General features: G+C 40.9%; 1 protein-coding gene. It reads left to right on the top strand.

What is annotated here, in order from left to right; all coding sequences use genetic code 11:
- Positions 1-4: 4 nt before the first annotated feature.
- Positions 5-502 carry a DUF1566 domain-containing protein gene (locus ACED60_RS25705; protein WP_371728738.1) on the top strand — a complete coding sequence of 166 codons (498 nt, stop codon included), beginning with the start codon at positions 5-7 and terminating at the stop codon, positions 500-502.
- The last annotated feature ends 573 nt before the right edge of the window (positions 503-1075 follow it).

Genomic DNA, 1075 nt, shown 5'->3' with positions numbered 1-1075 from the left:
ATAAATGATAATTTTCAGGTGCTCAACTGCGCATCTTCAAGTTAACTGGGTATATGCATGTAGGAGTACGGGAGCTTCATGTCTTGACATCTTCGATACTGGTAGTGGGAAATTGTTTACAAATTCACCATCCAAAACGTTCCTAGATAGTAGAGGAGGCAGTACAAATAAAGGTTTTACACAAGAAATAGGAACTTCAGGTCCTACTGGGGATTTCTATATTTTCGATTGGAATAACGCAGATTCATTGTGTGACACATATAATTCCAAGAGTATTGCAGGACGAACCAACTGGCGTTTAGCTACTGTGAATGAGTTAAGGGGACTATTCAACACAAATGGAAATATGTTTACTGCTCGTGGCTGGGCAGTCAGGATAAATTACTGGACATCAACGTCTCGTGGTCCGGGCTATGCCAATATATCTCTCAGAAATGGTCACTCTGGGCTCACTATGCCGAGCGACGACTATCTTTACGCATCGTGTGTCTCTGTTCCTTAGCGGCAAACGTCTGAGTCTTAGATTTCTCTCTCAAAACCACCTACCTCGGTAGGTGGTTATATTAGTGATTTTAATAAAGTGCTTGGCAGGTACTTTAATACATTAGTTAGTTATCAAGATAAAACCTAGGCAGATAGATATTGAGATGAACTGGTAGTCTTCTTCGATGAAATAACCTACCAGAAGTGCCGAAGTATATTGATGATGTCAGCTAACTTAAATATCTTGGTTATACCTATTATTGGTATTGTTTCTGGATATTACCTTCTAAAAGAGGGTGTTTTAGGTTTTGACTTATTAGGTATAAGTTTTTTGTTGTCGGCAATTGCCATCTGTAGTGGATAAGGGCATTTGGCCAACAACATGCAGGGTGGTCGTATGGTTGTAATACTAGAAGTAATCCGCAAAGTCAGGATGTTCTATGGTTCGTAACTCAGAAGTGTCCAGCTTCGTGCTGACAGGGTAGATCACATTTTACCCGTGGCAGCTAGATTAGTAAAAACACTGACACGGTTTTGGTCCGTGCGACCTGAAGTCGTATGAAGTGCTGTTCACCGCAACAAGTGTGAACCA

The sequence above is a fragment of the Vibrio sp. 1F279 genome, from assembly GCF_041439815.1.
GTDB lineage: Bacteria > Pseudomonadota > Gammaproteobacteria > Enterobacterales > Vibrionaceae > Vibrio > Vibrio tasmaniensis_A.
Note: the sequence above shows the minus strand (reverse complement) of the source record. Positions and strands in the feature narration are given on the sequence as shown.